Genomic DNA, 23,436 nt, shown 5'->3' on the forward strand with positions numbered 1-23,436 from the left:
TCAAGAGCGCCGGATCTGCAAGGATGAACGGCGAATCCAGAGTGTGAAGAGCAGTGAGGAGATCGCCGTGTCGGGTATGTCGGCGGGCCGGTCAGCCATGCGGATGGGACCCGCAGAGCTGGTGCAGGCGGCGGCCATGGCCCGCCGCTTCTACCTTGAGGGCAAGTCCAAGATCCAGATCGCGGAGGAGTTCGGCGTCAGCCGCTTCAAGGTGGCCCGGGTCCTGGAGACCGCTCTCGAACGGGATCTCGTACGCATCGAGATCCGAGTACCGGCCGAACTGGACGCGGAGCGCTCGGACGCGCTGCGCGCCCGCTACGGCCTCAGGCATGCCGTAGTGGTCGAGTCCCCGGCCGAGGTCAGCGAGGAGTCGCCCGACCCCGAGAACCTGGGGGAGGTCGCGGCCGACCTGCTCGGCGAGCTGGTCAACGAGGGCGATGTGCTCGGCCTCGCCTGGGGCCGGTCCACCATCCACATGGCCGCGGCCCTCGACCGCCTGCCGCCCTGCACGGTGGTCCAGCTGACGGGCGTGTACGACGCCGGGACCGCCGAGCGCGGTTCGGTCGAGGCGGTACGGCGGGCCGCGCAGGTGTCGGGCGGCGACGCCCACCCCATCTACGCGCCGATGCTGCTCCCGGACGCGGCCACCGCGGAGGCGCTGCGCCACCAGACGGGGATCGCCCGCGCCTTCGAGTACTTCGACAAGGTCACCGTCGCCTGTGTCTCCATCGGCTCCTGGGAGCCCGGCATCTCCACGGTGTACGACATGCTCAGCGCCGAGGAGCGGGCGCACTACTCGTCCCTCGGTGTCGCCGCCGAGACCTCCGCGCACCTCTTCGACGCCGAGGGCCGCCGGGTCGGCCGGGACCTGGGCGAGCGGTGCATCACCGTCAAGGCGGACCAGCTGCGCCGTATCCCCGAGGTCGTCGCGATCGCGGGCGGGCAGCGGAAGGCGGCGGCGATCGACGCGGTGCTGCGGTCCGGGCTCGTCACCAGCCTGGTGACGGACACCGCCGCCGCGGACTATCTGATGACGGCCGGCACACCGCCGAAGTCGGCGCTCGGCCGGACGGACCCCGACGGGATCTGACGGGCCCCGGCAGCGACTCCTGCCGGGACGGCCGTGGCAGCATCGGGCGCATGCTGCTGCGGTTCGTCTCCCGGGTGTTTCTCGTCCTTCTGGTCGTACTGCTGCCGGTCGGGTGTTCGTCCACCGCCACGGGCGGAGCCACGGGGACCGTCAAGGTCTCCCAACTCCCCGCCGAGGCACGGCAGACCCTCACCCTCATCGACCGGGGCGGCCCCTTCCCGTACGCCAAGGACGGGGTCGTCTTCGGGAACTACGAGAAGCTGCTGCCGGAGCAGAAACGCGGCTACTACCACGAATACACCGTCCGGACGCCGGGCTCGCGCGATCGCGGGGCCCGGCGCATTGTCACCGGGCAGGGCGGCGAGATCTACTACACCGATGATCACTACAAGTCGTTCAGGACGGTACTGAGATGACGCAGCTCGCGGTCACGCTCGACCTTCGAGGGGTCACGGACAAGGCCGGCCTGATGGACGGTGCGGCTCGCGCCCTCCGGCTCCCCGACTGGTTCGGCCGCAACTGGGACGCCCTGGCCGACAGCCTCGGCGACCACACCGTGTGGCCCGAAGGGGCCGTGGAGCAGGGCCTGTTGGTCGTCGTACGGAACTGGCGGGCGTACGCGAAGGCGCGGCCGGAGGAGTGGGAGACGGCCGTCGACGTCTTCGGTGACGCGGTCGACCGGACGCCGACGCTGTCCGTGGTGCTCGCGCTGGGTGGGGACGGGCACTAGGCCGATTGTCCGAGGCGGCTGGCAGAGTGGTCGGTATGGAGCAACAGGAGCAGCGCACGTCGGTGCGTCTCGTGGTCGTGGATCCGGATCTCGACGCGCAGTGCGACCGGGTCGAGGAACACCTGCTGGCGCCGCTGGCCGAGTCGGCGGGGGGAGCCGGTGAGCACGCGCTTTTCGCGGACGGGCTCGTGGTCTTCCGGCGGGTGCGGGAGACACTCGCCGAGGCGGTGGCCCGCGGCCCCAAGGTGTGGACGCCGAACGGCCGTTGGGAGCACGAGGGCCTGCGCATCGTCGAACTGCCCACCGGCGACACGGACTTGCTGTACGCGCTGCTGCGCGAGCTGTCCGGGCTCCTGGTGGCGCCGCCGGACCTGCCCGACCCCTCGGGTGTCGTGGCCGTCGTCCGCAGCACGGTCCTGACGCCCGAGAAGACCGCCGTCGGCCTGGTCGGCGCGCTGGCGCGGGTGCTGTCCCTGGTGGACCTCACGCCCGACGCCGACACGGCCACCCTCTTCGCGGCGATCGAGGCGGCCGACGGCGAGGACGTGAGACTCACCTACGGGCAGGACGAGGCGTGGCAGCGCCTAGCCCACCGGCTGACCATGCTGCTGACCGAGTCGGCTCCGCTGCACCGGTTCCTGTACTGATCCCTTGTCCCGGCGGGGCGCACTTGGACGTTCCTCCAGCGACCCCCGTGACCTGCCTGGACGATGATCCGAGGCATGGCATTCCGCCTGACATGGGACAATGAAGTACGTGCTCTTCCCCCTGGCTGACCTGTCCGGGGGTCACCTCGATCGACTGGGATGTGCGGCACGTGCGTTTCCTCAACGACATCCAGCCCCCGTACGACCTGACGTACGACGACGTCTTCATGGTGCCGAGCCGCAGCGCGGTCGGTTCGCGGCAGGGTGTGGACCTCAGCTCCCCGGACGGCACGGGCACCACCATCCCGCTGGTCGTCGCCAACATGACCGCCATCGCGGGCCGGCGCATGGCCGAGACCGTGGCCCGGCGCGGTGGGCTCGTGGTCATCCCGCAGGACATCCCGATCGAGGTCGTCACCGAGGTCGTCTCCTGGGTGAAGAGCCGCCACCTCGTCCTGGACACCCCGATCCGGCTGGCCCCGCACCAGACCGTCGCCGACGCGCTGGCCCTGCTGCCCAAGCGCGCGCACAACGCCGGTGTCGTCGTCGACGAGGACCAGCGCCCGGTCGGTGTCGTCACCGACGCCGACCTCACCGGTGTGGACCGCTTCACGCAGCTCGCCGAGGTCATGTCCCGGGACCTGCTGCTGCTCGACGCGGACATCGATCCGCGCGAGGCGTTCAACCGGCTGGACGGCGCCAACCGCCGCTACGCGCCCGCCGTCGACAAGGACGGCAGGCTCGCCGGCATCCTCACCCGCAAGGGCGCGCTGCGCGCCACGCTGTACTCACCGGCCGTGGACGCGGACGGCAAGCTGCGGATCGCCGCCGCCGTCGGCATCAACGGCGACTTCGTGCAGAAGGCCAAGCAGCTGCTGGACGCGGGCGTCGACACGCTCGTCATCGACACGGCCCACGGCCACCAGGAGTCGATGATCAGCGCGATCCGGCAGGTGCGTGCCCTCGATCCGCAGGTCCCGATCGTGGCCGGCAACATCGTCGCCGCCGAGGGCGTCAAGGACCTGATCGAGGCGGGCGCCGACATCATCAAGGTCGGCGTCGGCCCCGGCGCGATGTGCACCACCCGCATGATGACCGGCGTCGGCCGCCCGCAGTTCTCGGCCGTCAAGGAGTGCGCCGCCGAGGCGAAGAAGTACGGCAAGCACGTGTGGGCGGACGGCGGTGTCCGGCACCCGCGCGATGTCGCCATGGCGCTCGCGGCCGGTGCGTCGAACGTGATGATCGGCTCGTGGTTCGCGGGCACGTACGAGTCCCCGGGCGACCTCCAGCAGGACGCCAACGGCCGCCTCTACAAGGAGTCGTTCGGCATGGCGTCCGCCCGCGCGGTCCGCAACCGCACCTCCGACGAGTCGGCCTACGACCGCGCCCGCAAGGCGCTGTTCGAGGAGGGCATCTCCACCTCCCGCATGTTCCTCGACCCGGCCCGCCCGGGCGTCGAGGACCTGATCGACTCGATCATCGCGGGCGTCCGCTCCTCCTGCACCTACGCCGGCGCCGCCTCCCTGGAGGAGTTCGCCGAGCGGGCCGTCGTCGGCATCCAGAGCGCGGCCGGCTACGCGGAGGGCAAGCCCCTGCACGCCAGCTGGAGCTGACCAATTTCCTTTCCTGCGGCCCCTGTTGTCCCGGCCTCGGGAAAACCAGGGGCCGTCGGCGTGCCCGGGGTCCTACCGTCGACGGCATGGAGATAGCCGTGTGCAGGGCCGAGGACATCGCCGTACTGGAACGCCTCCTGCCGTCGTACAGCGTCGACGGGAACCACCGGGCGAGGTTCGCCCGTCAGGAGGCCGGCGGAAGCAGCTATCTGATCCCCTGGCTCGACGGTCGTCCCGTCGGGCACGCGGAGGTCCGCTGGACCGGGTGCGCGGCTCCCGAGGTGCCGTCGGACTGTCCGGAGATCAACGGCCTCTTCGTGTGGCCCGAGTCGCTGCGCTCGCGGGGTATCGGCGCGGCGCTGGTCCGCGCGGCCGAACGACTGGCCGGCGAGCGCGGCATCGACGTCATGGGACTGGGCGTCCGCGACGGCAATCTCCGTGCCGCGGCGCTCTACGCACGGCTCGGCTACCGGCCCACGGTCACGTACGTCGACCGCTACGCGCACCTCGACGCCGAGGGCGTGCGGCACGAGTACGCCGAGCCGTGCGTGTTCCTGGTCAAGGACCTGACGTCAGGCCCCCTTGACGTCAAGCGGCCTTGACGCGACGCTGAACCCATGGCCACACCCCAGAGCATCGAACCCGAGCACACCCTCCTCACCGCCGTCGCCCGCCTCGACGACCTCCGCACCCGCGAGTCCCTCGCCGGCTTCGGCAGCGACGCCGAGGCCCTCGACAAGGCCGAGACGCTGGAACTGCTCGCCCTGAGCGAGGTCGTCGCCCGCAAGGCCGCCTACGGCCGTCAGCTCACCGTCCGCGCGGCCCGCGAGGCCGGTGCCTCCTGGACGCAGATCGGGGCCGCGCTCGGCATGAGCAAGCAGGCCGCCTGGGAGGCGCACACGCGCTGGATCGACGCGCAGGCGGAGGTGCACGGACAGCCCGGACGGATCGGGTTCGACGAGGAGGACCTGGCGAAGGCGCGGGCCCTCGCGGGGGACCCGGACGAGGGCTGAAGCGTGTTCTACTTCGTATACGGCCATCGCCGCTCCCACCCGGCCAGCGCAGAGAAGTGAACCACCCGCAGTGCTGAACGAACTCGACGAACGCATCGTGCACGCCCTCGCCGAGGACGCCCGCCGCTCCTTCGCGGACATCGGGCAACTCGTCGGCCTCTCCGCGCCCGCCGTGAAGCGGCGCGTGGACCGGCTGCGGGCCACCGGCGCCATCACCGGCTTCACCGTACGGGTGGACCCGGCGGCGCTCGGCTGGCAGACCGAAGGGTTCGTCGAGATCTACTGCCGGCACAACACCTCCCCGGACACCATCCGGCGGGGCCTGGAGCGCTACCAGGAGGTGGTCGCCGCGTCCACCGTCACCGGTGACGCCGACGCCGTCGTCCAGGTCTTCGCCGCCGACATGCGCCACTTCGAGCGGGTCCTGGAGCGGATCGCGGGGGAGCCGTTCGTGGAACGGACGAAGTCCGTACTGGTGCTGTCCCCGCTGCTGCGAAGGTTCTCGTCGGGTTCCCCGACCTAGCTCCGCTCCGAGCCCTACTCCGCCGTCTTGCGGGCCAGCGCGTTGTTGCCTATCGAGTTGTGCACGCTGAAGCTCACCGCGTCCGAGCGGTAGCGGTCGTCCGACCACTCAACGGGCCGTCCCTCGCGGGTGGTTGTCACCCGGCGGACCCGCAGCAGCGGGCTGGTCCGGCGGATGCCCAGGAGTTCCGCGTCCTGCGCGCCCGCCGCCACCGCGTCGATCACGTGCTCGCCGTAGGCGAAGACCAACCCCGTGTCGTCGTACAGGCGTTGAGTCACCGACGGGCAGTCGGGCTCGATCGCCTCGACGGCCGGGGAGATCCAGTCGGCGTATACGGTCCGCTCCAGCAGGACCGGCTCGCCGTCCAGGCCGCGTACCCGCAGGACGTGCAACACCCGGGCCTTCTCGGTGAGTTGGAGGCGTACGACGTCCTCGGCGGTGGCCGGGCGGTACTCCTGCTCGACCACGAGCCCGGTCGCCTCGCGCTCCATCGCGCGCGCCCACTCGGCGAAGCTGCGCAGCTCCGCGAAGCTCTGGCTGCGGCGGCTGGCCAGCACCATCCGGCGGGCGCCCTGGCGGGAGCCGATCAGCCCCTCGGCGGTGAGGGCGGCGACGGCCTGGCGGACCGTGCCGCGCGAGACTCCGTACTGCGCCGCGAGGTCCGTCTCCGCGGGCAGTCGGCTGCCGACTGTGTACTCCTCGCGGTCGATGGCTTTTCGCAGCTCGTCGGCGATCTCCTCGTGTCGCGCCGTCATGCTTCCCCTCCGAATCGGCCACTGTGCACAGCGTGAGCAGCGTAGTCGAGTTCCCTTGGTGATCCGTGTCAGCCAGGAGTGTGCAGTGAATAAGGGGTCACGGTTTCGCCAATGTTTACGAACAAGACACCATTGGCGGGCGTACTGAGGCCAACTTGTTCAGACAAGTTCTCCGCTCTGCTCTGACCCTCGTGCGCACCCCTGGAGAGACCGTGACCGTGTCCCCGCCGAGAAACGCCGTCCTGGGTGGTTCCCTCGCCGTCGTCGCCGCGCTCGCCCTGAGCGCCTGCGGCGCCGCTCCCACCAACTCGTCGACCACCGCCGACGGCAAGAACGCCGCCACCGCCACCTCCGCCGCCGACTTCGGCGGCATGGACGCCCTGGTGAAGGCGGCCAAGAAGGAGGGCACGCTGCATGCCATCGCGCTGCCCCGCGACTGGGCCAACTACGGTGCCCTCATCGACGGCTTCACCAAGAAGTACGGCATCAAGATCACGGACGAGAACCCGGACGGCTCCAGCCAGGACGAGATCAACGCCGTGACCTCCCGCAAGGGCCAGGACCGTGCGCCCGACGTCCTCGACCTCGGTTCCTCCTTCGCGCTCAGCGCCGCCCAGCAGGGACTGCTCGCGCCGTACAAGGTCGCCTCCTTCGACCAGATCCCCGAGGGCCAGAAGGACCCGAAGGGGCAGTGGTTCAACGACTACGGCGGCTACATCTCCATCGGCTGCGACGCCAAGCGTGTGAAGACCTGTCCGACCACCTTCGCGGACCTGCTGAAGCCGCAGTACAAGGGCCAGGTCGCGCTCAACGGCAACCCCACCAAGTCGGGTTCGGCCTTCGGCGGCGTCTACGCGGCGGCGCTCGCCAACAAGGGTTCCTTCGACGACATCCAGCCCGGCCTGGACTTCTTCGCCAAGCTGAAGAAGAACGGAAACTACACGCCCGTCGAGTCGACCCCGGCCACCGTCGAGAAGGGCGAGACGCCCATCTCCATCGACTGGGACTACCTCAACGCCGGTTACGCCGACGAGTTCAAGTCCAAGGGCGTCGACTGGAAGGTCTCCATCCCGAGCGACGGCCAGTACGCGCAGTACTACTCGCAGGCCATCAACAAGGACGCCCCGCACCCGGCGGCCGCCCGCCTGTGGCAGGAGTACCTGTACAGCGCCGAGGGCCAGAACCTGTGGCTCAAGGGATACGCGCGTCCGGCGCTGATGACCTCCATGGAGTCGGCCGGCACGCTCGACAAGACCGCCGCCGCCAAGCTCCCGCAGGTCAGCGGCACGCCTGCCTTCCCGACCGAGGCTCAGCAGGCCAAGGCCAAGACGGTCATCGCGTCCGGCTGGGCGAAGGCCGTCTCCGGATGACGGCCACGCTCACGCGGGCCGACGTCGGCGCCGCCGCTTCCGAGAAGCGGCGGCGTCGCGTCCCCGGCTGGATAGCCGTGGTCCCGCTGCTCGTGTTCGTCGCGGTCGCCTTCGGGGTGCCCGCCATCGCGATGCTGAACGGCGCCTTCACCGTCAAGAACCAGACGACGGGCGCCACTTCGTACAGCACCGCCAACCTGACCGACTCGCTCCAGGGCGCCTACTTCACCGCGCTGGTCGGCAGCGTCAAACTGTCCGCCCTCTCGGCCGCCCTCGGCACCCTGCTCGGTCTCCCGCTCGCGCAGGTCGTCGTCACCTCCCGCTTCCGCGCGCTGCGCGAGGCCGTCCTCACCGCCTCCGGCGTCCTCGCCAACTTCGGTGGTGTCCCCCTCGCCTTCGCGTTCGTCGCGACGCTGGGCAACGCCGGTGTGCTGACGACCCACTTGGGCCTCAAGGACAAGGGCTGGGACCTCTACAGCTTCTCGGGTCTCGTCCTCGTCTACCTGTACTTCCTCATCCCGCTGATGGTCCTCACCATCACCCCCGCCCTGGAGGGCCTGCGCACCCAGTGGCGCGAGGCCGCCGCGAACAACGGCGCCACCGGCGTGCAGTACTGGCGGCACGTGGCCCTGCCGGTGCTGCTGCCCTCGCTGCTCGGCGGGTTCGTCCTCCTCTTCGGCAGCGCCTTCGCCGCGTACGCCACCGCCGCGGCCATGGTGGGCAGTTCGATCCCGCTGGTCACCCTGCAGATCGCCGACGCCATCTCCGGCAATGTGCTGGTCGGCCAGGAGAACGTGGCTCTCGCCCTCAGCCTCGACATGGTCCTGGTCGCGGGCCTGGTCATGGCCGTGTACCTGCCCCTGCAACGACGGAGCGCGCGATGGCTGGACGCCTGAACATCTGGCGGTGGGTCGTCCTCGGCCTCGCCGCCCTGTACTTCCTGGTGCCGCTCGCCGCGTCGGTGATCTTCACGGTCGACGTGCCGGGGGAGGGCGTCACCTTCGACGCCTACACCCAGATCGTCTCCGCCGACGGCTTCACCTCCAGCCTGGTGCTCTCGCTGGAACTCGCCGCCGCCACCATCGCCGTCGTCCTGCTCCTGATGGTGCCGGCCATGGTCGCGCTACGGCTCGGCGCGCCCCGGCTGCGCCCGGTCGTCGAGGTGATCTGCTCGCTGCCGCTGGTGGTGCCGCCGATCGCGTTCGTCGCCGGTATCGCCACCGTCCTCAAGTGGGGCCCCGACTACCTGTCCCGCACCCCGCTGTTCGAGACCTTCGTCGCCATCCAGAACCCGAGCTTCCCCTTCATCCTCGTCCTCGCCTACGTCGTGATGGCGCTGCCGTTCGTGTACCGGGCGCTGGACTCCGGGCTGCGGGCCATCGACGTGAAGACCCTCGTCGAGGCCGCCCGCAGCTGCGGCGCGGGCTGGCCGCAGGCCCTCGTGCAGGCCGTACTGCCCAATCTGCGCGGGGCGTTGCTCAACGCGTCCTTCCTCACGCTGGCGCTGGTGCTCGGCGAGTTCACCGTGGCCCAACTGCTCGGCTTCCAGCCCTTCGCCGTGTGGATCTACAGCGTCGGCGGGTCCAACGCCCAGCTCTCCGTCGCCGTCTCCGTGCTCAGCCTGGTCGTCACCTGGGCACTCCTCCTCACGCTCGCCGGTGTCGGCGGGCGCGACAAAACCGCCGAGTCCCGGGGATGAACCATGACCGCCACCACGCTTGAGAAAACCACGACGGACAGCGCCGCCACCGTCGAATTCCGGGGCCTGCGCCGGGAGTTCGGCCCCACGGTCGCCCTCGACGGACTCGACCTGACCGTCGAGCCCGGCGAGTTCCTGGCCCTGCTCGGCCCCTCCGGCTGCGGCAAGACCACCGCCCTGCGCATGCTCGCCGGCTTCGAACACCCCACCTCCGGCGAGGTGTTGGTGGACGGCAAGGATGTCACCGACGTGCCGGCGCACCGCCGTGACGCCGGGATGGTCTTCCAGTCGTACAGCCTCTTCCCGCATCTCAACGCGCTCGACAACGTCGCCTTCGGACTGCGCATGCGCAAGGTCCGTACGGCCGAACGGCGGTCCCGTGCGGGCGAGTTGCTCGACCTCGTCGGGCTCGGCGACAAGGGCGAGCGCTTCCCGCACCAACTCTCCGGCGGCCAGCAGCAGCGCGTCGCGCTGGCCCGCGCGCTCGCCCTGCGTCCGCGCGTGCTGCTCCTGGACGAGCCGCTGTCGGCGCTCGACGCCAAGGTGCGGCTGTCCCTGCGCGAGGAGATCCGCCGCCTCCAGCAGGAACTCGGCATCACCACCCTCTTCGTGACGCACGATCAGGAAGAGGCCCTGTCCATCGCCGACCGGGTCGCCGTGATGCGCGCCGGAAAGCTCGAACAGTGCGCCGCACCGGCCGAGTTGTACGGCCGGCCCACGACCGCGTTCGTCGCCGAGTTCGTCGGCACGATGAGCCGGCTCCCGGGGCACCTCACGGACGGCACTGTGGAGGTGCTCGGCCAGCGGCTGCCGGTCGACGGCGAGGCACCGGCAGGACCCGAAGTCGACGTGCTCGTAAGGCCCGAGGCGATCCACGTGAACGCCGACGACGCCGGAGATTCGCGTGTCATCGGCACCGCCTTCCTCGGCGCGGTCGTCCGTGTCAGCGTTCGGCTCGGCGACGGCACCGAGGTCAAGGCCGACCTGCCCACCCACGAAGCCACCACGCTGGGCGCCGGAGTCGCCGTGACGGTGTCACTGCCGGAGCGGCCGGTGCTCGTGGCAGAACGCGTCAACCCGTAGGGCCCACCGGCCCGCAGTGAACCCGCAGTGAAAGAGAGAAACGTGACCCCCCACGCCCAACTCCCGCTCCAGGCCGTCCTGTTCGACATGGACGGAACGCTCGTCGACACCGAGCGGCTGTGGTGGGAGGCGGTGGAGCAGGTCGCGGGCAGAACCCTCACCGACGCGGACCAGTCGGAGGTGCTCGGCCGTCCGGTCGAGCACACCGCCGACTGGCTCGCCACCGCCACCGCCACGGGCGCGTCGGCCACGGACCTCGCGGCCGAACTGCACCGGGAGTTCGCCGCCCGCGTCCGCACCGGCATCGTGCCCCGCCCCGGCGCGCTCGACCTCCTCGACGCCCTCGCCCGCGACGGTGTCCCCACGGCACTGGTCACCGCGTCCCCCCGCGCGGTCGCCGACACCGTCCTCGACGCCCTCGGCGCGAGCCGCTTCGCCGTCTCCGTCACCGCCGACGACACCGGGGCCACCAAGCCCGCCCCCGACCCCTACCTCGCCGCCTGCCGGGCCCTCGGCGTCGACCCGGCGGCCTGCGTGGCCGTCGAGGACACCCAGACCGGCGTCAGCTCCGCCGAGGCGGCCGGCTGCGCGGTCCTCGCCGTACCGTCGCTGGCCCCGATCGACACGGCCCCCGGCCGGACGGTACGGGAGAGCCTCGTCGGTATCACCCCGGCGGACCTGCGCGCGATGGTGACACCGGGTACGGCCCACGAGCTACGCGTGTTGACCTGGAACCTCTGGCTCGGCGGCAGCAAGGTCGACGACCACCGCGCCAAGCAGCTGAAGGTCATCGCGGAGACCGGCGCGGACGTGGTCGGCCTCCAGGAGACCGGCGGCACCGCGGCCGAGGAACTGGCCGAGGCGCTCGGCTGGCACCACCACCGGGCCGGCGAGAACCTCGGCGTCATCAGCCGCCACCCGATCACCGCCCGCTTCGGCGACCCGGACGTCGGCTTCTACGGAGCCGCCGGGGTCCGGATCGCCGTAGCGGAGGGCCGTCAGATCGACCTGTGGACCTGCCACCTCGACTACACGCCCTACGGCCCCTACGAATCCGCCTTCGACGGGGTCCCGGCCGCCGACCTGATCGCCCACGAGAAGGTACGGCTCGCCCAGATGCGGGACACCCTGGACCGGATCGCGGACGTCGCCGAGGATGCCGTACCCGTCGTCCTGGTCGGCGACTTCAACAGCCCCTCGCACCTCGACTGGCCGGACGTCGAGTGGCCGGTCACCAAGGCGGCGGCGGACGCGGGCCTGCGCGACAGCTACCGCGAGGCCCACCCGGACCCGGTCGCCGACCCCGGCCACACCTGGTCGCCGATCCACCCCGTCCACGAGGACGGCAGCGGGCGCCCCGAACCCCAGGACCGCATCGACTACGTCCTGCACCGGGGCCTGACCGTGCTCGACTCCCGCGCCTTCGTCACCGGCACGCCGAGCCCCTGGCCGGATGTGTCGTCCAACTGCTGGCCCTCGGACCACGCGGCCGTTCTCACGGTGTTCGAGGTGCCCCGCGGTTAAGTGCTCCGCCGGAAGGCCCGTGGGTCCGCTGCGGGTCCGTCGTGGCTGGTCGCGCCCGCGCGGCGGAGCCGCATATCGACTCAGCCCCGCGCCCCTTTGGGGCGCTGTCGTCACGGGTTCCAGTAGAACGACACGTGGACCCGGTCGAAGCGGCGCCCGGCCAGATCCTGCCGCGGGACCACCCAGTGCAGGGTGGAACCCTGCCGGCCGTCGAGACCGATGTCCCACTGGGTGAGCAGCACCCACTCCTCGGGGGCGGGCAGTTCGCCGATGTGCAGCGGCCCGTCGACGACGATGTCGCCGTACGTCTGCTCCCAGGTCTCGGCCGGCTCTCCGGCACGGGGATGGCCGGGGAGCGTGACGGCCTCCCCGCCGCGCTCCCCGGACCAGATCAGGAAGGGGGACGCCATGGAGACATCGGGCGCCGGCCGCAGCCCCTCCGCCGCACGGGAACGACCGTCACCCATCGGGCGCGCAACGAATCGCCGCCCCACCGCACCCGCACGCAACAAAACGCTCACCGGCGCGCAACAGCTCCTTCTTGTCCGGCCCAGCCCCCCGGCCGTACCGTCTAGGGGGCCCCAATAAGGGGACTCTTCAGTCTTTTCGTACCGGTGAGGACCACACATGCGCACCGCCCTCCTCCAGAGCTCCGGCCGGCCCGGCTCCGTCGTCGAGAACCTCAAGGTCCTCGACGAGGCCGCCGGCCGGGCCGCGGCCGGCGGTGCCGCGCTGCTCGCCGCGCCGGAGATGTTCCTCACCGGATACGCGATCGGCGACGACATCGGCCGCCTCGCCGAACCCGCCGACGGCGACTCCGCCGACACGATCGCCGAGATCGCCGGCCGCCACGGGCTCGCCATCGCCTACGGCTACCCGGAGCGCGACGGCGACGCCGTCCACAACTCCGCCCAGCTGATCTCCGCCGACGGCGACCGCCTCGCGAACTACCGCAAGACCCACCTCTTCGGCGACTTCGAGCGCGCCCACTTCACACCCGGCGAACAGCCCGTCGTCCAGGCCGAGTTGAACGGCCTGACCATCGGCCTGATGATCTGCTACGACGTCGAGTTCCCGGAGCCCGTCCGCGCGCACGCCCTCGCCGGCACCGATCTGCTGCTCGTCCCGACGGCGAACATGGTCCCGTTCCAGCTGGTCGCCGAGTCCGTGGTCCCGGTGCGGGCCTGGGAGAACCAGATGTACGTGGCGTACATCAACCGCATCGGCCAGGAAGGGGAGTTCGACTTCTTCGGCCTCTCCACGCTCGCCGGTCCGGACGGAGTCGCCCGCACCAAGGCGGGCCCCGGCGAGGAGCTGCTCCTCGGCGACGTGGACCCCGCGTTCCTCGCCGACTCCCGTGCCGCGAACCCGTATCTGACGGACCGCCGCCCCGGCCTCTACGGGTCCCTGGCCTGAATCCCCCCTGCTCTTCCCGCACTTGTACTTGTACTTTTTCTTGTTCCGCTAGGAGTCCGTACCCCATGACGTCCACGGTGCCCAACGCCGTCCAGCACGCCGACGAGCGACAGCCGCCGATCACCATGTTCGGGCCGGACTTCCCCTACGCCTACGACGACTTCCTCGCCCACCCGGCGGGCCTCGGCCAGATACCCGCGACCGAGCACGGCACCGAAGTCGCGGTCATCGGGGGCGGGTTGTCCGGCATCGTGGCCGCCTACGAGCTGATGAAGATGGGCCTCAAGCCCGTCGTCTACGAGGCCGATCAGATCGGCGGCCGGCTGCGCACCGTCGGCTTCGAGGGCCCCGGCACCGAGGAACTGACCGCCGAGATGGGCGCGATGCGCTTCCCGCCCTCCTCCACCGCCCTCCAGCACTACATCGACCTGGTCGGACTGGAGACCCGCCCGTTCCCCAACCCCCTTGCGGAGGCGACCCCTTCGACGGTCGTCGACCTCAAGGGCGAGTCCCACTACGCGACCACCGTCGACGACCTCCCGCAGGTCTACCGCGATGTGATGCACGCCTGGAACGCCTGTCTCGAAGAGGGCGCCGACTTCTCCGACATGAACCGCGCCATGCGCGAACGCGACGTCCCGCGCATCCGCGAGATCTGGTCGAGGCTCGTCGAGAAACTCGACAACCAGACCTTCTACGGCTTCCTCTGCGACTCCGAGTCCTTCAAGTCCTTCCGGCACCGCGAGATCTTCGGCCAGGTCGGCTTCGGCACCGGCGGCTGGGACACCGACTTCCCGAACTCGATCCTCGAAATCCTGCGCGTCGTCTACACCGAGGCCGACGACCACCACCGCGGCATCGTCGGCGGCTCCCAGCAACTCCCGCTCCGCCTCTGGGACCGCGAGCCGCAGAAGATCGTCCACTGGCCCTACGGCACCTCGCTCGCGTCCCTGCATGTGAACGGCGAACCCCGCCCCGCGGTGACCCGGCTGCACCGCACGGCCGGGAACCGGATCACCGTGACGGACGCGAACGGCGACATCCGCACCTACCGGGCGGCGATCTTCACCGCCCAGTCCTGGATGCTGCTCTCCAAGATCGCCTGCGACGACTCGCTCTTCCCGATCGACCACTGGACGGCGATCGAGCGCACCCATTACATGGAGAGCTCCAAGCTCTTCGTGCCCGTCGACCGGCCGTTCTGGCTCGACAAGGACGAGGAGACCGGCCGGGACGTCATGTCGATGACCCTCACCGACCGTATGACGCGCGGGACTTACCTCCTCGACGACGGCCCGGACAAACCCGCCGTCATCTGCCTCTCGTACACCTGGTGCGACGACAGCCTCAAGTGGCTGCCGCTGTCGGCCAACGAGCGGATGGAGGTCATGCTGAAGTCGCTGGGCGAGATCTATCCGAAGGTCGACATCAGGAAGCACGTCATCGGCAACCCGGTGACCGTCTCCTGGGAGAACGAGCCGTACTTCATGGGCGCGTTCAAGGCCAACCTGCCCGGCCACTACCGCTACCAGCGGCGCCTGTTCACCCACTTCATGCAGGACCGGCTGCCCGCGGACAAGCGGGGCGTGTTCCTCGCGGGCGACGACATCTCCTGGACGGCCGGCTGGGCGGAGGGCGCCGTCCAGACCGCGCTGAACGCGGTCTGGGGCGTCATGCACCAGTTCGGCGGCACGACCGACCCGACCAACCCGGGTCCCGGGGACGTCTACGACGCGATCGCGCCGGTCGAACTGCCGGAGGACTGACGGGAGTTCAGATCCCGGCCGCCCGCGCCTTCTCGTACACCTCGGCGGCGACGGCCTTGAGTTCCTGGCCGTCGCGCGGGGTGGTCTGGAGGTCGATCAGGATCTCCTCCAGGCCGACCGCCGCGTGTGCCACCAGGTCCTCGACGATCTGGTCGGCGCTGCCCTGGAAGGGCTGGCGGTCGGGTCCGTCGTAGGGCTTGGCCGTGTACACGGTGTTGACCCGCAACACTGTCCGGATCGGTTCGGTGCGCCCGCGTTCGGCCGCCAGGTCCTGCAACTCCCGCCACTGGGCGGCCAGTTGTTCGGCGCCCATGCCCACGGGCAGCCAGCCGTCGGCGTGGTCGACCAGCCGCCGCTGGGCCTTCTTGTTGGTCGCGGCCAGCATGACCGGGATCGGCCGGGCGGGTTTGGGGCCGACCACGGCGGAGGCGATCTTCGTCAGCTGCCCGTCGTACTTCACCGGGTCGGGGCCCCATATCGCCCGGCACACCTCGATCAGCTCGTCGAGTACCGTGCCGCGGTCCTCGAACGGCCGGATTCCGGAGGCCGCGTACTCGTCGAGCGACCAGCCGGTGCCCAGGCCCGCGATCACCCGGCCGCCGCTCGCCGCGTCCAACGTGGCCAGGGACTTGGCCAGTTGGAAGGGAGAGTGCAGCGGCGCCACCAGCACGCTGCTGCCCAGCCGCGCCCGCTCGGTGACCGCGGCGGCCAGGGTGAGGGTGACCAGGGGCTCGGCCACGTTCCGGTACGCGTCCGGCCAGGGCAGACCCGGGACGCCGTACAGGCCCTGGGTGGCGGGCTCCGGGAAGAGGGCCCGCTCGAAGACCCACAGGCTGTCGTAGCCGATCTGCTCGGCGGTGCGGGCCACGTCGGGAACGTCCGCGCCGATGCTGTACTGCCGCATCTGGGGAAGGCTGAGGCCGAGCCGAGTCGTCATACCGGTGCTCCTTCGCAGTCGGGTGCGTGCCGTCAACGCAGGGCGCTCAACGCAGGGCGATCACCGGGAGATTCCGAAGCGGCTCGCACGCCGGTCGGATCAGGCCACCTCAGTCGGGCAGCGGCGTGAGCATCATCCGGCCCGCGAGCCCCACCGCCGCGTCCAGCCGTTCGGTGAACTCCTCGGCGACATCGGGCAGTCCGCGCAGCGCCCACAGGGCCCGGGCCGCCGTCCAGGTGGCGTCCCGGGCGCGCTCCAGACTCCACGAGCCGAGCAGATGGGTCAGCGGATCGGCGATCTGGAACAGATCGGGACCCGGCATCAGCTCCTCGCGGATGCGCTCCTCCAGCGAGACGAGGAGATCGCCCACGCGGTCGAACTCGTCCTCCAGATCGGCCGGTTCGCAGTCGAGCGTACGACAGGCGTCCACCACGGCGAGCGCCAGATCGTGGCCGATGTGCGCGTTGATGCCCGACAGGGCGAACTGCAGCGGGCGTACGCCGGGATGGCGGCGCAGCTGGAACAGCGGGCGCCAACAGGCGGGCGCGCGGCGCCCGTTGGCGACCGCGTCGACGGCCGCCAGATAGCGCTCCGCGAACCGTACGTCCAGCGTGATCGCGGCCCGCGCGTCCGTGAACCGCCCGGCGTCGACGCTCCGGTCGATGGCCTCCGTGACGGCGAGGTAGACGCGGTTGAACACCGCGATCCCGTCCCGGGCGGGCAGCTCCTCGTCGAGCGCGCGCAGCCGGGAGACGACCTTGTCCACGGGTGTGGTGAAGTGTGCCAATTGCCCCATGGGGGCAGCGTCCCAGTCCTAGGCTGGCCGAGATGCCGCCGGGCCCGACACTTCCCCAGAACGGGGGAACGGGCGCGGCGCGAGGGGGCAGCGTGTCAGGTTCGCGGGGCCGACGGCGGAGCCGGGCCGCCCGGCGGAGCGTGCTGGTCGTGGCCGCGTCCGTGGTGGTCGCGGTCGGCACGGTGACCGGGATGATCAGCGCGCTGGACGACGGGCGCGACACGAACACGGCGCGGCCCGACGCGAGCGGTGCGACGCTGCTGGTGCCGCTGCCCGATGTGCCGTCGGTGTCTAACTCCACGTCCGCGAAGGCGAGTTCGTCCGCCCGCCCGAAGAAGACCGCCCCGACCGCCACCGTGCGGAAGCCCCGGCGAACCACGGTCGTCTCTCCCCGTCTCTACCGCCACCCCGAGTCCCAGGTCCTCGACTGGGTCCGCGCCCACCCCGACGACCCCCGCACCGAGGTCATAGCCGACCGGATCGCCGACCAGCCCGCGGCCGTGTGGTTCGCCGACTTCACGCCGGCGACGATCACCTCCCGGGTCCGCGCGGTCACTTCGGGCGCCGCCGCCCAGGGCCGGGTGCCGGTCGTCGTGCCGTACGCGATCCCGGACCGGGACTGCGGCGGGGCCTCCGAGGGCGGGGCGGACGACTTCGACGCGTACGACGAGTGGATCGACGACTTCGCGGCGGGGCTCGGCTCCGGGGAGGTCGTCGTGATCCTGGAACCCGACTCCATAGCCCAGTCCGACTGCCTCTCCGACGGCCAACGCGCCGACCGTTTCACGGCGTTGGCCCGCGCGGGCCGCGTCCTGAAGGCCGCCGACCCGAAGGCCCGCGTGTACTACGACGCGGGCCACTCTGACTGGAACCCGGCCGGGCAGCAGGCGTCCCTGCTCAAGCAGGCGGGCGCGGCCTCCGCCGCCTCCTCCGACGGGATCTTCAGCAACGTCTCGAATTTCCACGCCACTTCGGCCGAGATCGCCTACGACCGCCAGGTCCTCGCCGCCCTCGGCGGCCCCGCGGATCTCGGCGCCGTCATCGACACCAGCCGCAACGGCAACGGCGCCCCGGCCGACGGCCAGTGGTGCGACCCGGCGGGCCGGAAGATCGGCCGGGCGCCGACCCTGGACACCGGGGAGGCGCGGATCGACGGCTATCTGTGGGTCAAGTTGCCGGGGGAGTCGGACGGTTGCAAGGGCGCGGCCGGCACGTTCACGGCGTCGTACGCCTACGACTTGGCGCGCTGAATCTCATCTCTGTACGTGAATCCGGTCCGGACCATTGTCACGACCGGTGCGTGGTCTTACGCTCGCACGGTTCCATTCATGAACATAGTTCATATACATGATTGGAGTCGGCGTATGAGTGCCAGACCCCGCCTCGGTGTCCTGCTCGCGGCCGTGGCTGTACTGACAGCAGTGTTCGTCCCCTCTGCCTCCGTCTCCGCGCACGCGGCGCCCGCGGTCCCGAAGACCGCCGTCCTCGACGGCGCCCGCCTCCAACAGGCCAAGCTCCGACTGGACCACGGCGACCCCGAACTCCGGCGCGCCCTCAGGAACTTGACGACCCGCGCCGACAACTGGCTGCACCAGGGCCCCTGGACGGTCGTCGACAAACCGAAACCCGCCCCCGGCGGCGATGTTCACGACTACCTGAGCCAGGCCCCGTACTGGTGGCCCACGACCACCCCGACCGCCGCCAACCCCTGGGGCTGCCCGTACGTCCAGCGCGACGGACAGCGCAACCCCGAGGTCGATACGGGAACCGACCGCCAGGACGTCGAGAAGGTCTTCGACTCGACCTACGACCTCGCGCTCGCCTGGTACTACACCGGCGACAAGCGCTATGCGCAGAAGGCCGACCAGGTCCTGCGCACCTGGTTCCTCGACCCGGCCACGAGGATGAACCCCAACCTGAACCACGCCCAGTTCATCCCCTGCAAGTACGACGGCCGCGCCATCGGCATCATCGACTTCTCCCAGTCGTACACCAGCGTCGTCGACGCCATCGCGATCCTCGGCACCGGCGCCCCCGGCTGGACGAAGAGCGACCGCACCGCGATGACCGAATGGAACTCCGACTTCCTCGACTGGCTGAAGAACAGCGCCTTCGGCAAGGAGGAGGGCGCCGCCGCCAACAACCACGGCACCTTCTACGACATGGAGTTGGCCGCCCTCGCCTACGCGACCGGCGACAAGGCGCTGGCCAGGCAGACCGTGCTGGACGCGCGCGCCAAACGCATCGACCCCCAGATCGCGGGCGACGGCAGCCAGCCGCAGGAGCTGGCGCGGACCCGGAGTTGGCACTACTCGACCTTCGACCTGGTCGCGTACACCCGGCTCGCGGCCATCGGCCGCCATGTCGGCGTGAACCTGTGGACCTACCAAGGCCCGGACGGACAGGGCCTGTTGAAGGCCGTGGACTATCTACTCCCCGCCGCGACCGGAACCGCCACGTGGCCGCACCCGGAGCTGGAGTTCCACCGCTACGCGGCGAGCGACATCGTCCACGCGGCGGCCGACGCGGGCGACGCGCAGGCCAAGGCCGCCCTACCGAAACTGGAGACACCGCCCGGCGGCGACCTGTGGGCACTGCGCCCGGCGGCGGAACAGCTGGACTCGATCACCGGCTGACCGGCGCGCGGCCCCCCGCCGTCGGCCGGCCGATCCACGAGGACTCGCCCATCGCAGGCCGCCCATACGGCGAAGTCCGGCCTCCCGTCGGCGGACCGCCTCCCGTAGGCCTACCGCCTCGCGCAGGCCTACCGGCCGTGGGCCGGCCGCCCCACGGAAGCCCGGCTGTCGCCGGCCGACGGGGCTGCGTGAGCGTGCCTGTCCTGGTTCGACCGGCCCGCGCGGACCTGCCTGTTGTCGGCCGACCGGCCCGCGCGCACCTGCCTGTTGCTGGCCGACGGGCCCGCACAGACCTGCCTGTCGTCGGCCGACCGGCCCACGCAAGCCCGCCCGTCCTTGTCCGACCGGCCCGCACAGGCCCGCTCGACCTGGCCCGCTCGAACAGGGGTTCCTGAGCGGTCGCTTAGAATGGGGTGTCCCCACAGTCTCCGCCGCCCCACTCAGCACCGCTCGGGAGCCCCGCCGTGACCGTCGAAAGTCCGTCCGTTACCGCCCTCGCCCACGGCAGGCTCATCCCCGTGGCCGTCCACTTCGACGACCTCGACGCGCTCGGCATGCTGCACAACGCCCGCTACCCGCTCCTCGTCGAACGGGCCTGGACCGAGTTGTGGCAGGAGCACGGCGTCCGCTTCGACGGCGACTGGGCGAGTGCCGGTGACGCCTGCAACGTGGTGAAGGAACTGGTCATCAGCTACGAGGCACCGGTCACCAAGCCCGGCGGCTACGCCGTCCACCTGTGGCTGGACCGGCTCGGCACCACCGGCCTGACGTACGGGTTCCGGCTCTGCTCCGCCGACGGCTCGGTGACGTACGCGACCGGCACCCGTGTGCTGGTGCGGCTGGATGCCGGGACGCTGCGCCCGGCGCCCTGGAGCGAGGACTTCAGAGCTGCCGGTCGGGCACTGCTGCGCTCGGAACGCTGACCTTCGGGCGGTCCCGGTCCCCGGCGCGCAGCACCCCCGCGAAGACCGCGAGCCCGCCCGCCAACACCGTGACCAGGCAGAACGACACCACGAGGCTCGTCGCCTGCGCGACCCCGCCGATCAGACTCGGCGCGATCAGCCCCGAGGTGTAGGTGATCGTCGCCACGCCCGCGATGGCCTGGCTCGGGTTGGGCCCGCTGTGGCCCGCCGCCGCGAAGCACAGCGGGACGACCACCGCGATGCCCAGACCGAGCAGCGCGAACCCGCCCATCGCCAGCGCCGGGCCGTCCGCGACGACGATCAACAGCCCACCGCACACGGCCAGGAGCCCGCCCGCGCGGACCGTACGCACCGAGCCGAAGCGGTTCACCACCGCGTCGCCCACCAGTCGGGCCACCGCCATCGTCAGCATGAAACCGGTCGTCGAGGCCGCCGCGAGCCCGGCCGACGTGCCCAACTGGTCGTGCAGGTACACCGCCGACCAGTCCAGACTGGCCCCCTCCGCGAACACCGCGCAGAAGCCCACCGCGCCGATGAGCAGCGCCGACCGGGGCGGCAGCGTGAACCGCGGTGGCGCCTCCTCCTCCACCCCCGGCTGGATGTCGAGCACCCAGCGGCAGGCGGTCACGCCGAGGAGCGTGAGGATCACGGCCGCGATGAGATGGTGCACGCGCGCGTCCGAGCCGAGGTGCGCGGCCAGCGTGCCGCCCGCCGAACCGATCAGCGCGCCCGCGCTCCACATGCCGTGCAGACTCGACATGATCGACTTGTCCATGAGGCGCTCGATCTCGACCCCGAGCGCGTTCATCGCGACGTCGGCCATGCCCGCGCTCGCCCCGTACGTGAACATCGCCAGGCACAGGGTCACCAGGTTCGGCGCGAGGGACGGCAGCACCAGGGACATCGTCCACAGCGAGATCAGTCCGCGCAGCGCCGTACGGCTGCCGAAGCGGTGGGTGATCCAACCGGCCAGCGGCATCGAACAGGACGCGCCGAACGCGCCGAAGGCGAGCGCGAATCCGAGCCAGCCGGCGGCGACATGGGCATGGTCCTGGATCCACGGCACCCGGGTCGCGAACGAGCCGGTGACCGCGCCGTGCACGGTGAAGACGGCCGCCACGGCGTACCGGGCGCGCTTCACCTCACGTCGGTCGTAGACCACTTCGCTCATTGTCCGGCCCCTCCTGCTGTTCCGATTCCCGTCCCCGCCCTCAGCTGCGTCGCGTAAACTATCAGGAACCCTGCCTGATAGATAGAGAATTACCGGCCGCCCGTCGCGCGCCCCCGATCTGGGAGGATTCCCGGCATGCCCGCATCCCCGAGCACCGCCCGGGCCATCAACGACCGGCTCGCCCTGCGTCTCCTGCAGCGCGAAGGCCCGCTGACGGCAGGGCAGTTGAAGCAGCTCACCGGACTGTCCAGGCCCACCGTCGCCGACCTCGTCGAACGCCTCACGGCCTCCGGGCTGATCGAGATGGTCGGCGAGTCGGGGGCCCAACGGCGAGGCCCGAACGCCCGGTTGTACGGCATCGTCGGCGACCGCGCCCATCTGGCCGCGCTGGACGTCCGCCTGGAGAGCGTCTCCGTCCTCGTCTCCGACCTCGTCGGCCGGGTCCTCGCCGAGGCGTCCGTGCCGATCGACGCCGACGCGGGGACGGGACCGGCGGTGGAGCAGGCCGTCGCGCTGGTGGAGCGGGCGGTGAAGGAGGCGGGGACCGGGGCAACCAGGCCTGAGGCGACGGGAGTTCGGGGACCCGGGTCCGTGCGCGAGTGGGGCAGTCTGCATACCGTCGGCATCGGCGCCCCCGGTCTGATCGACCCGGCCACGGGCGAACTCCGCAATACCACCGGCCTGCCCGCGTGGCACCGCAGCCTGGTGTGCGCCCTACAGGAACGGCTGCCCGACGCCCGTGTCGTCGTCGAGAACGAGACCAATCTCGCGGCCCTGGCGGAGATGCGCGACGGCGCGGTCCGCGACCGGGACACCTTCGTCCTCCTCTGGCTGGACATGGGCATCGGCGCCGCGGTGATGCTGGACGGCGCACTGCGCAGAGGGGCGTCCGGCGGCGCGGGCGAGCTGGGCTTCCTGCCGGTGCCGGGCACGAGGGGACTCCCGTCGGCGACGGACTGCGAAGGGGGCTTCCATTCACTGGCGGGGGCTGCGGCGGTGCTCGAACTGGCCCGGGAATGCGGGGTGTTGGGTGCCGAGGGCGCGGGGGAGGAGGCGACCGCGGCGGAGGTCGTGCGGTGGGCGGTCGCCACGGTGACCGATGTCCGCGCCGCCCGCTTCCTGGACGCCCTCGCCGAGCGCCTCGCCCTCGGTGTCGCGTCCGTCGTCGCGCTGCTGGACCCCGGGTGCGTGGTCCTCGGCGGCGGGGTCGGACAGGCCGGCGGCGACGAACTCGCCGTACGCGTGGCCGAACGGATCGCCCTCATGTCACCCCTGCCCGCGGAGGTGCGCCCGAGTGTGCTCGGCGATGGCGCCGTTCTGCGCGGCGCGCTGCTGACCGCGCAGGACGGCGCGCAGGACGAACTGTTCGGCTGAGGGGCCCGGGCCCGTTCGGCTGAGAGGCCCGGCGGTGGGCAAGGGCCGTCGTCACCACCGCCGGACCGGATCATGGGGGTCCTGCCCGGAGTCCGAGATCCGGAAAAGGACTAGACCAGATGATCCAGCAGGTGAGGGCCGCTTGAGAAGTCCATCGACACCCTCTGTGAGCCACCCCACACACTTCACCTGGATGGACCCTTGCCAGGCGTGGCACACTTGCCCTGTACCAGAAGCAGCGCACTCCGGGGTCGGTGAAAGTCCGAACCGGCGGTTATAGTCCGCGACCCGTCCGTGTAGTTCAGCGGCCGGTTGACCAGGTGGAATTCCTGGACCGACGGTTAAAGTCCGGATGGGAGGCAGTGCGCGG

24 protein-coding genes and 1 riboswitch are annotated in these 23,436 nt (G+C 71.0%); of the genes, 19 read left to right on the forward strand and 5 right to left on the reverse strand.

Translation table 11 applies throughout. From position 1 onward, the window contains the following. Nucleotides 1-43 precede the first annotated feature (43 nt). The 8 genes from ACIBJH_RS42425 (at nt 44) to ACIBJH_RS42460 (ending at nt 5,616) form a co-directional block, all read left to right on the forward strand. Nucleotides 44-1,090 (forward strand): sugar-binding transcriptional regulator, encoded by a 1,047-nt coding sequence (locus ACIBJH_RS42425; protein ID WP_399122297.1) that lies wholly within the window; start codon nt 44-46, stop codon nt 1,088-1,090. Between the two features lie 50 nt (nt 1,091-1,140). Further along, the gene (locus ACIBJH_RS42430; RefSeq protein WP_399122298.1) at nt 1,141-1,506 is read left to right on the forward strand and encodes a ribonuclease domain-containing protein; all 366 of its coding nucleotides are present in this window, start codon (nt 1,141-1,143) and stop codon (nt 1,504-1,506) included. After that, nucleotides 1,503-1,820 carry a barstar family protein gene (locus ACIBJH_RS42435; protein WP_399122299.1) on the forward strand — a complete coding sequence of 106 codons (318 nt, stop codon included), beginning with the start codon at nt 1,503-1,505 and terminating at the stop codon, nt 1,818-1,820. Before ACIBJH_RS42430 ends, ACIBJH_RS42435 begins: the two co-directional genes overlap by 4 nt. A gap of 35 nt (nt 1,821-1,855) precedes the next feature. Continuing rightward, on the forward strand, nt 1,856-2,467 hold the full coding sequence (locus tag ACIBJH_RS42440) for a hypothetical protein (protein WP_399122300.1): 612 nt from the start codon (nt 1,856-1,858) through the stop codon (nt 2,465-2,467). 170 nt (nt 2,468-2,637) lie between these two features. After that, nucleotides 2,638-4,080 carry a GuaB1 family IMP dehydrogenase-related protein gene (locus ACIBJH_RS42445; protein ID WP_399122301.1) on the forward strand — a complete coding sequence of 481 codons (1,443 nt, stop codon included), beginning with the start codon at nt 2,638-2,640 and terminating at the stop codon, nt 4,078-4,080. Nucleotides 4,081-4,166: 86 nt separating this feature from the next. Continuing rightward, nucleotides 4,167-4,682, forward strand: coding sequence for a GNAT family N-acetyltransferase (locus tag ACIBJH_RS42450; RefSeq protein ID WP_399122302.1), 516 nt, complete (start codon nt 4,167-4,169; stop codon nt 4,680-4,682). A 15-nt stretch (nt 4,683-4,697) separates the two neighbouring features. Next, the gene (locus ACIBJH_RS42455) at nt 4,698-5,093 is read left to right on the forward strand and encodes a hypothetical protein (protein ID WP_399122303.1); all 396 of its coding nucleotides are present in this window, start codon (nt 4,698-4,700) and stop codon (nt 5,091-5,093) included. 70 nt (nt 5,094-5,163) lie between these two features. Beyond that, the gene (locus ACIBJH_RS42460; RefSeq protein WP_019066424.1) at nt 5,164-5,616 is read left to right on the forward strand and encodes an Lrp/AsnC family transcriptional regulator; all 453 of its coding nucleotides are present in this window, start codon (nt 5,164-5,166) and stop codon (nt 5,614-5,616) included. A gap of 14 nt (nt 5,617-5,630) precedes the next feature. Here the strand turns inward: ACIBJH_RS42460 and ACIBJH_RS42465 are convergent, their stop codons facing one another. Further along, nucleotides 5,631-6,371 carry a GntR family transcriptional regulator gene (locus tag ACIBJH_RS42465; RefSeq protein ID WP_200708890.1) on the reverse strand — a complete coding sequence of 247 codons (741 nt, stop codon included), beginning with the start codon at nt 6,369-6,371 and terminating at the stop codon, nt 5,631-5,633. 212 nt (nt 6,372-6,583) lie between these two features. Here ACIBJH_RS42465 and ACIBJH_RS42470 point away from each other — a divergent pair, with 212 nt between their 5' ends. From ACIBJH_RS42470 to ACIBJH_RS42490, 5 genes are read left to right on the forward strand one after another with little or no spacing between them, the layout of a single operon-like run. Continuing rightward, nucleotides 6,584-7,741, forward strand: a complete 1,158-nt coding sequence (locus tag ACIBJH_RS42470; RefSeq protein ID WP_399122304.1) for an ABC transporter substrate-binding protein — start codon at nt 6,584-6,586, stop codon at nt 7,739-7,741. Beyond that, the gene (locus ACIBJH_RS42475; RefSeq protein ID WP_399122305.1) at nt 7,738-8,637 is read left to right on the forward strand and encodes an ABC transporter permease; all 900 of its coding nucleotides are present in this window, start codon (nt 7,738-7,740) and stop codon (nt 8,635-8,637) included. The genes ACIBJH_RS42470 and ACIBJH_RS42475 overlap by 4 nt, the downstream gene beginning before the upstream one ends. Then, nucleotides 8,622-9,440 (forward strand): ABC transporter permease, encoded by an 819-nt coding sequence (locus ACIBJH_RS42480; protein WP_399122306.1) that lies wholly within the window; start codon nt 8,622-8,624, stop codon nt 9,438-9,440. Before ACIBJH_RS42475 ends, ACIBJH_RS42480 begins: the two co-directional genes overlap by 16 nt. Nucleotides 9,441-9,443: 3 nt before the next feature. Next, nucleotides 9,444-10,523: an ABC transporter ATP-binding protein gene (locus tag ACIBJH_RS42485; RefSeq protein WP_399122307.1), complete on the forward strand. Its 1,080-nt coding sequence runs from the start codon at nt 9,444-9,446 to the stop codon at nt 10,521-10,523. A gap of 42 nt (nt 10,524-10,565) precedes the next feature. Beyond that, nucleotides 10,566-12,047 carry an HAD-IA family hydrolase gene (locus ACIBJH_RS42490; RefSeq protein ID WP_399122308.1) on the forward strand — a complete coding sequence of 494 codons (1,482 nt, stop codon included), beginning with the start codon at nt 10,566-10,568 and terminating at the stop codon, nt 12,045-12,047. Nucleotides 12,048-12,157: 110 nt separating this feature from the next. On the opposite strand, the gene ACIBJH_RS42495 is transcribed toward ACIBJH_RS42490, so the two are convergent. Beyond that, the gene (locus ACIBJH_RS42495) at nt 12,158-12,457 is read right to left on the reverse strand and encodes a hypothetical protein (protein ID WP_399122309.1); all 300 of its coding nucleotides are present in this window, start codon (nt 12,455-12,457) and stop codon (nt 12,158-12,160) included. 217 nt (nt 12,458-12,674) lie between these two features. Between ACIBJH_RS42495 and ACIBJH_RS42500 the strand changes: the two genes are divergently transcribed. Beyond that, the gene (locus ACIBJH_RS42500) at nt 12,675-13,463 is read left to right on the forward strand and encodes a carbon-nitrogen hydrolase family protein (RefSeq protein ID WP_399122310.1); all 789 of its coding nucleotides are present in this window, start codon (nt 12,675-12,677) and stop codon (nt 13,461-13,463) included. A gap of 65 nt (nt 13,464-13,528) precedes the next feature. Beyond that, nucleotides 13,529-15,229, forward strand: a complete 1,701-nt coding sequence (locus ACIBJH_RS42505) for a flavin monoamine oxidase family protein (protein WP_399122311.1) — start codon at nt 13,529-13,531, stop codon at nt 15,227-15,229. A 7-nt stretch (nt 15,230-15,236) separates the two neighbouring features. Here the strand turns inward: ACIBJH_RS42505 and ACIBJH_RS42510 are convergent, their stop codons facing one another. Beyond that, on the reverse strand, nt 15,237-16,166 hold the full coding sequence (locus ACIBJH_RS42510; protein WP_399122312.1) for an LLM class F420-dependent oxidoreductase: 930 nt from the start codon (nt 16,164-16,166) through the stop codon (nt 15,237-15,239). A 109-nt stretch (nt 16,167-16,275) separates the two neighbouring features. Beyond that, nucleotides 16,276-16,962: a DUF5995 family protein gene (locus ACIBJH_RS42515; RefSeq protein WP_399122313.1), complete on the reverse strand. Its 687-nt coding sequence runs from the start codon at nt 16,960-16,962 to the stop codon at nt 16,276-16,278. Nucleotides 16,963-17,105: 143 nt separating this feature from the next. Between ACIBJH_RS42515 and ACIBJH_RS42520 the strand changes: the two genes are divergently transcribed. The 3 genes from ACIBJH_RS42520 to ACIBJH_RS42530 all read left to right on the forward strand — a co-directional run bounded on the left by ACIBJH_RS42520 (nt 17,106) and on the right by ACIBJH_RS42530 (nt 20,521). Next, nucleotides 17,106-18,212, forward strand: a complete 1,107-nt coding sequence (locus ACIBJH_RS42520; RefSeq protein WP_399122373.1) for a glycoside hydrolase family 6 protein — start codon at nt 17,106-17,108, stop codon at nt 18,210-18,212. Between the two features lie 114 nt (nt 18,213-18,326). Continuing rightward, nucleotides 18,327-19,598 (forward strand): alginate lyase family protein, encoded by a 1,272-nt coding sequence (locus tag ACIBJH_RS42525; protein WP_399122314.1) that lies wholly within the window; start codon nt 18,327-18,329, stop codon nt 19,596-19,598. Nucleotides 19,599-20,062: 464 nt separating this feature from the next. Further along, nucleotides 20,063-20,521, forward strand: a complete 459-nt coding sequence (locus tag ACIBJH_RS42530) for an acyl-CoA thioesterase (protein ID WP_399122315.1) — start codon at nt 20,063-20,065, stop codon at nt 20,519-20,521. On the opposite strand, the gene ACIBJH_RS42535 is transcribed toward ACIBJH_RS42530, so the two are convergent. Beyond that, nucleotides 20,481-21,692, reverse strand: coding sequence for an MFS transporter (locus tag ACIBJH_RS42535; protein ID WP_399122316.1), 1,212 nt, complete (start codon nt 21,690-21,692; stop codon nt 20,481-20,483). The genes ACIBJH_RS42530 and ACIBJH_RS42535 overlap by 41 nt on opposite strands. 135 nt (nt 21,693-21,827) lie before the next feature. On the opposite strand from ACIBJH_RS42535, the gene ACIBJH_RS42540 reads away from it, so the two are divergent. Beyond that, entirely contained in the window at nt 21,828-23,066 is a 1,239-nt protein-coding gene (locus ACIBJH_RS42540) for an ROK family transcriptional regulator (RefSeq protein WP_399122317.1), read from the forward strand. A 236-nt stretch (nt 23,067-23,302) separates the two neighbouring features. After that, a riboswitch (FMN riboswitch) is annotated at nt 23,303-23,436 on the forward strand.

It is taken from the genome of Streptomyces sp. NPDC050548 (genome assembly GCF_044457385.1).
Classification (GTDB): Bacteria; Actinomycetota; Actinomycetes; order Streptomycetales; family Streptomycetaceae; genus Streptomyces.